General features: G+C 61.4%; 9 protein-coding genes. 5 read left to right on the top strand and 4 right to left on the bottom strand.

Features of this window, described 5'->3' with window-relative positions:
* Positions 1-16: 16 nt before the first annotated feature.
* The 4 genes from RDU83_13855 to RDU83_13840 all read right to left on the bottom strand — a co-directional run bounded on the left by RDU83_13855 (position 17) and on the right by RDU83_13840 (position 1,857).
* Positions 17-490 carry a DUF1353 domain-containing protein gene (locus tag RDU83_13855; GenBank protein MDQ7842085.1) on the bottom strand — a complete coding sequence of 158 codons (474 nt, stop codon included), beginning with the start codon at positions 488-490 and terminating at the stop codon, positions 17-19.
* A 24-nt stretch (positions 491-514) separates the two neighbouring features.
* On the bottom strand, positions 515-724 hold the full coding sequence (locus RDU83_13850; GenBank protein MDQ7842084.1) for a hypothetical protein: 210 nt from the start codon (positions 722-724) through the stop codon (positions 515-517).
* A 112-nt stretch (positions 725-836) separates the two neighbouring features.
* On the bottom strand, positions 837-1,424 hold the full coding sequence (locus RDU83_13845; GenBank protein ID MDQ7842083.1) for an NYN domain-containing protein: 588 nt from the start codon (positions 1,422-1,424) through the stop codon (positions 837-839).
* Between the two features lie 205 nt (positions 1,425-1,629).
* On the bottom strand, positions 1,630-1,857 hold the full coding sequence (locus RDU83_13840) for a hypothetical protein (GenBank protein MDQ7842082.1): 228 nt from the start codon (positions 1,855-1,857) through the stop codon (positions 1,630-1,632).
* Between the two features lie 197 nt (positions 1,858-2,054).
* Between RDU83_13840 and RDU83_13835 the strand changes: the two genes are divergently transcribed.
* From RDU83_13835 to RDU83_13815, 5 genes are all read left to right on the top strand, one after another.
* Positions 2,055-2,957, top strand: coding sequence for a zincin-like metallopeptidase domain-containing protein (locus tag RDU83_13835; GenBank protein ID MDQ7842081.1), 903 nt, complete (start codon positions 2,055-2,057; stop codon positions 2,955-2,957).
* A gap of 106 nt (positions 2,958-3,063) precedes the next feature.
* Complete coding sequence (locus tag RDU83_13830; GenBank protein ID MDQ7842080.1) at positions 3,064-4,245, top strand: DUF87 domain-containing protein; 1,182 nt, start codon at positions 3,064-3,066, stop codon at positions 4,243-4,245.
* Positions 4,246-4,380: 135 nt separating this feature from the next.
* A complete protein-coding gene (locus RDU83_13825; protein MDQ7842079.1) occupies positions 4,381-4,968 on the top strand; it encodes a hypothetical protein in 588 nt (195 codons plus the stop codon).
* 20 nt (positions 4,969-4,988) lie between these two features.
* Complete coding sequence (locus RDU83_13820; GenBank protein MDQ7842078.1) at positions 4,989-6,146, top strand: hypothetical protein; 1,158 nt, start codon at positions 4,989-4,991, stop codon at positions 6,144-6,146.
* On the top strand, positions 6,143-6,383 hold a 241-nt coding region (locus RDU83_13815; GenBank protein MDQ7842077.1), incomplete at its 3' end, for a hypothetical protein. The genes RDU83_13820 and RDU83_13815, both read left to right, overlap by 4 nt.

The following is a 6,383-nucleotide window of genomic DNA, read 5'->3' as shown; positions in this document are numbered from 1 at the left end:
TGGCGACGAGACCCCATCAGTGTCCCCAGCCTCCCGCTCCGCCCAGGCGGACCGAGGTCCAAATTACGAACTGCTCCCACTTCCCGACCTTCCGGTCGGCCATCGCCTCTTTCAGGATGTCGTCGGCTTCCTTGCGCGAGTAGGGCTCCTCGCGAGTGATGCCGGTGTGGTCGTGCCAATCCCCGGTCCCCTTGGTCCAGTAGAGGAAGTCGTGGATGATCGCGGCCTTCGCCCACGGCCCGTCGGGCGGATAGAACGACCAGACCATCCGCGGCACGGACGCCAAGTCGGTGACGAAGCCGGCGGGGACGACAATCAGCTCCTCGGGGTCTTCGCCGGCCTGATATTCGAGTGCCCGTTGAACGGCCCAGAGCGATCTGCCATTGCGGATCGACGGCCCGTCTTTGTTATCGAGCAGGACCAGGACGAGCTTGCCCGCGAAGCGGCCGAAGCGATCCGTCTTGGGACGACCTGGAAGGCTGCCTGACATCGCCGAAGCTCCGTGTCCCGAGACCTAACCTTTGTGGCAATCGGGGCAGCAGTGCATGCAGCCGTCTGACGACGCGTAGATCGTCTTGGCCTTCGCAACGGCGCCGACGCAGGACGAGTAATCGCCGAGATAGGTTTTGCTTTCGATCAGCGGGAACCAGCCACAGGTCGAGACATGGACCTCATGGTCGCCGGACGAAGCCTGCGCGTTGTCGTTGACGTAATAGGCAGCCATTAGCGCCCCTCCCTAAGGATGCAAGCCGCTACTTTAGCGCGCGATCTGGTGTTGCGCCATCGCAATTCGGTGTTGGGCCAACAGCGGCCCTCCTGTGCTCAAGGGGGAGGCGCTATGCCGCCCGCTTCTCTTCGGCCGATCGGCCGAACTGCAGGACTTCAGCGTTGCGGATAAGGATGGCCCGTCCAGTCGTGTAGGTCAGGCCTTTGTTGGGGTTCAGTTCGAAGCCCAGATAGACGCAGCGAACCCTCCGCTTCGTCACCTCGCGAATGGCTGGCTGCAGATCTGAATCAGAGCTGGCGAGGATGAGCTCGCTCGCTTGGCCGTCGCAGGCTCCGGCGACCATGTCGACAGCGATCCGAACGTCGACGCCCTTCTCCTTGAAGACCTTGCGCCGCCCTTCGCCCTGTCCCCGCACCTGGCCCGCCAGCACCACCTCAAAGCCGCTCGCTTCAAGGTGCGTTTTCAGAAGACGCTGCTCCTCGATGAGCTGGTTGGACTTCTGAGCACTGTCAGGGTCGAAACGCAGCTTCCCGAAATAGAAGCGGGTCCGATTGACGTCGGTGCCCTTGAGCACGTGCCCGAAGAGGCCCGCGAAGTCGTAGTGGTGCCAGGCGGGACGATCGTTACCGGCAAGCCGAAAGGCCGCCTTGATCTTCGCTTTGAAGTTCTCTCCGTCGACGAGCAGATGGGTCGCCATTGCACCCAGTGTACCAGGCGATATCGCAGCCAGGCTGTGGATACACAAAACCCCGGCGGACCTTGCGGCTGGCCGGGGCGGGTATAGCTTCACTATAGCACAGCAGCATGAATTTTCCCAGAAGCTGGGGATAGCGAAGGGGTGGCGGCTCGCGCCTGGGCTGGGGGTGGTTGGCGTCCCCGCGCTGTGGCGCGAGGACCGAGGTCTAGGCCGGCGGCCCCCTTCCCTCTCCTTCGCCTTCCGGCCGCCGCCACCACGGTGCGCTGTGTGTCCGCGGGACATCTTCGGCATCGGCGGAGCGGTCGAGGACGATGCGGTACAGCTCCTCCAAACGATCGGCGAGGTCGAATGCCTCTCCGTCGGAGAGTCGAATGTTGAACGCGTGCTCGTAGCGCGCCTTGAAGTCCTCGAGCTCCGCTGGGGATAGCGTCATGCAGGCATGTTCGCCGATGGGAGGCGGTCGAGCACGGCGGTTGTTTGGTGGGGCTATGGTCGACCTTCCTCGGGGCGCTTTGCCGTCGTGCGCGCCCTCCCCTGCCCCATCAGACTGATCTCTAGATCGCTGCCCTGCTCCGGGGCGTCCGGGAGCGCCGGAATGGTCCGACGCTCCCATGCGCCAAGGAGCGAGCTATGCGAACCTCTGTACCTTCAACTGAGCGGTTCGACCTGTATCGGACCGTTACTGACAAGATCGTCGCCGCCATCGAGGCGGGAGCCGGCGACTTCGTTATGCCGTGGCATGTGAGTGCTGCGACGGGCCGACCGACCAATGCCCTCACGGGCCACGGCTATCGCGGCGTGAACGTCGTGGCGCTGTGGGCAGCGGCGGTTATGGCGGGATACGGGACCGGATGGTGGGCGAGCTACCGGCAGTGGCAGCGGTTGGGGGCCCAGGTTCGCCGCGGCGAGTACGGGACCGTCATCGTCTTCTACAATCGCCTGAATACCGCCCCGACTGATGACTTGGACGAGTCCGATCAGTACCGGCTCGTCGCCCGCGCCTTCCGGGTCTTCAACCTGGATCAGGTGGACGGGTGGGAGCCGCCGGGATCGCCAAAGGTGTCGCTGGTGGAGACCTTGGCCGAGGTGGAGGCATTCGTCGGCGCCACCAAGGCCCTTGTCGTCCAAGGCGGCTCGAGCGCCTGCTACCGGCGCGTCGAAGATCGCATCGACATGCCGGCACGGGAACGATTCCGGGGGTCCCCAACGAGTTCGCCGAGCGAGGCCTACTACGGCACCCTGCTCCACGAGCTGACGCACTGGACCGGCGCGCGGCATCGCCTGGACCGGACCTTCGGCACCCGTTTCGGCGACAATGACTACGCCGTCGAGGAGCTGGTTGCCGAACTCGGCGCCGCGTTCCTTTGCGCGGATCTCGGCATCGCCAACGAGCCCCGACCGGATCACGCCGCCTATGTGGCGTCCTGGCTCCAGGTTCTGAACGACGATCGCCGCGCCATCTTCACAGCGGCGGCCAGAGCAAACGACGCCGTGGCCTACCTCCAAGCGCTTTGCGATGGCGCGCCGTACTGATCTCCAGACCCCGACATTGTTCGGGGTCTGTCTTTAGTCTCGACTGGCCTTCCACGGCGTCAGCTGCGCGCCGTGCATTCGCCTAGGGCTGGCGCACTGTTGAGGGATGATCGACCCTCGCGCCCAGCCGTCCTACTTCGCCGTGTCGAACCACCATGCATCGAAGAGGCGGATCGGCATCGCCCAGACCGATCGTCTGTCGCACATGTACATCATCGGGAAGACTGGCGTTGGAAAGTCGACGCTGCTCGAAATTCTGCTCCGCCAGGACATCGTCGCCGGCAGGGGCTTCGCTCTTATCGATCCACACGGAGACTTGGCGGAGCGCATATGGGCATGGACGCCGGACGCCCTGAAGGACCGTATCACCTACCTGAATGCGCCCGATCCGACTCAGCCGTTTGGGTACAATCCGCTCCGCCGGGTTCGGCCAGAACGGATTCCGCTCGCGGCCGCAGGCATCCTTGAGACCTTCCGCAAGCAGTGGCCGCAGGCGTGGGGTGTTCGCATGGAGCATGTGCTTCGCAACGCACTCTACGCCCTCCTCGAGCGCGATGACGCCACCCTTCCCGACATTCTGCGCCTGTTCTCGGACAAGAAATTCCGGAAGGCCGTAGCCCGGAAGGTCGAGAACCCGGTGGTGAAGGAGTTTTGGACGATTGAGTTCGAAAACTACCCAGCGCGACTTCGCGCTGAGGCGGTGGCTCCGATCCAGAACAAGCTGGGGGCCCTTTTGGTTGACCCCACTCTGTTCCGCATCCTCGTGGCACCGGCCTCAGAGGTCCGCCTGCGCGCGCTGATGGACGAGGGTCGCGGGCTGATCGCGAATCTATCGAAGGGAGAGCTCGGCGAGGACGCATGCACGATCTTAGGCGGCCTGATCGTAACGACTCTTGGGCTGGCGGCCTTCAGCCGAGCGAACATCAGTCCTGATCACCGAGATCCATTCTTCATCTACGCGGACGAGTTCCAGAGCTTCACTACTCTTTCGCTAGTCAACATGATGTCGGAGCTTAGAAAGTATGGTGCCGGCCTGATTCTCGCCCATCAGCATATCAATCAAATTGACGCTGATGTCAGGGGTGCGATCTTCGGAAATGCGGGCAGCTTGATAGCGTTTAGAACGGGAGCGGTCGACGCACCTTCTCTCGCGGCCGAACTTCATTCGGAGTTTCAGATCTTAGATTTGCTCTGCCTTCCGAACCGCCGGGTCTACCTCAAGCTGATGATCCAAGGCGTGCCGAGCCCGCCTTTCAGCGCAGTGGTTAGCGAATGTTCCACGCCGTGAATTGACTCTCCCGGCTAGGAGCTCCGTATCGAGCCGTCACAGGGTCGTGGGCCGGTCGCGGCGACGATCGTCGACGGGCGGCGCGCCGCTGCCTGGCCAAGCTCCGCGCCGCAACGCCCGCTGGTGCCGATCAGCATGCGAACAGTCCTGCCGAACATCGTTCGGTTGCGCACCATCGCGTTCAGTGTCAACTTTCACCAGACAGCAGAGGATGGTCCCGTGCTCGTTTCCGAAGTTCCGACAACCGAACTCAGCGCTCGTGAGGCGCTCCCAAGCGACGAGATTGACCGGGCACTGCTCGCTTACCGACCGGAATCGCGCTTCCTAAACCAGGCTTGGTATACACCCCGGACGTTGCTGGCTTTTGCTCGTCCGTTCGATCACCCCTATCATGAGCCTTGGGTGAAGCATTTCACCCGCGAACATGCCGTGGTCTACGCGACTCAGGTCTCCTATCTACTGATAGCCTCTGCGATCGAACGGGGCGATTTCACCGATCTCACGCAGGAAGAGTTCCTGCACTGTTGCCGCTCCGAAGAAGCGCTCATCTCCAGCTTGGACATCCGGTTCCTCCGACGAGCGCCAGTCCCGGAACGCGTCGAGATCGCGGCTTCCATGATTGAGGTCCGACATCGGAACAGCGCGGTCTTTGTTCGATGTCAGTACCGGATCACCGACATTGTCAAACTTGATGCTTGGCTTACGGCACCCTGCAAGGCCTGAAGTCATCGTTGGGGGCAATGATGCAAACGGACAAGATCGTAGAACTCGCGAGGGCCATCATCTACGCGGCGGCGACAGGCACGATCATCCATGTCTCCGGCACGAACCTCTCTCATATTGATACCCAAGCGCCCACGGCATTCTCACTAAATCTGCAGTTCGCTATCGTCTCCTCAGCGATCCTATTCATAGTTATGGATGGTATTGCGCGTTACTGTGTGCGGTATAACACCCATGACACAGGGCAGATTCAGTTGTTCGTCCCTGGAATGCGCTTCGTCGTAGAGATTCTGGGTCTATTTGCTTTCTCCTATTGGGTCGGCCTGCTACTGTCCAAGAGCGATCCCTTCTCCACCGCCGGCTATGTCTTTCTGTTTATCTTCTCCGCCAGTTGCTTGGTGAACAACCTTCTGGACGTTTGGGTCGTCACGAGGGTGGAACAGGGCGCAGGGCGATTCTCTCTTTTCGCGGCAATTGCGACGTACGGCAGCGTCATGATCTGGGGCGATATCGCAGAGACCAAATTCGGCGAACGGTTCGCCTCGATCCGTCGTGCTCGGAAAAACATTCGCCAAGCGGTCATCAAACCGAGTTGCCAGGTCGTGACGGGCGATGGCAGCCACGATGCTTGGGTGAACGCCAAAACGGGCGTGGCAGACTGGGTGGTGCTGGTCTTGATAAAGATTGGGGTGCAGGGAGCGTGGTGGCGGGTCATTGCCCAAGTTGGAATCCTACATGGCATCTGGTTTCATTTGCTGGCCATGTTTCTCTCGCTGCTGCTCGTATTCCACCCGGTGGCCTCGATTATCGATGCCCGCGTGAGCGACTTCCCTGGTTGGCGTTGGTTTGCTTTCTCTCCTGAATACTCCGGATCACCGTGGATCGCCGGCTCAATGGTGGCCTTGGGATTTGTTGCGTATGTGGTCACCTCCATCAAGGAACATTCACGACGAACGCGCGAGGAGATTGCTAGCGCTTCAACAGTGGGGAAACCTGGCAGGTGGGAAAGCTTGACGCAGATCCTCGGAAACATGCTTCTGCTATCAGCCAGCGTGTATATGTGGTATAGTGCACCTATCGCTATTCTTTATATAACATACGGCATTCTGATGGTCGGGGCTATCGTTGCGACCATGTCCGGCGTGCGTACGCCTCAGCCGGAGCCCGTGTCAGCATGACCCTCTTGGCGACCATCTCTCTCTTTGTTGTCGCTATCGCCTTGGTCGGCTTCATGGTCGGGCGGCGACTGACCTACGAGGGCTACTGGCTCAACAGTCGTAAGACCGCTCTCTGGGCCTTGGTTTGCACCATAGTGGCCACCCAGGTCGGTGCCGGCACGACGCTCGGGATCGCGAGCTCCAGCGCTACAAGCGGCACTGGCTATGGTCTGGTGGCGCTGATCACAACCGTCGTCG

It is taken from the genome of bacterium (genome assembly GCA_031082185.1).
GTDB lineage: Bacteria > Sysuimicrobiota > Sysuimicrobiia > Sysuimicrobiales > Humicultoraceae > VGFA01.
The sequence above is the reverse complement of the archived record's forward strand: the minus strand, read 5'-3'. Positions and strand labels throughout refer to the sequence as shown.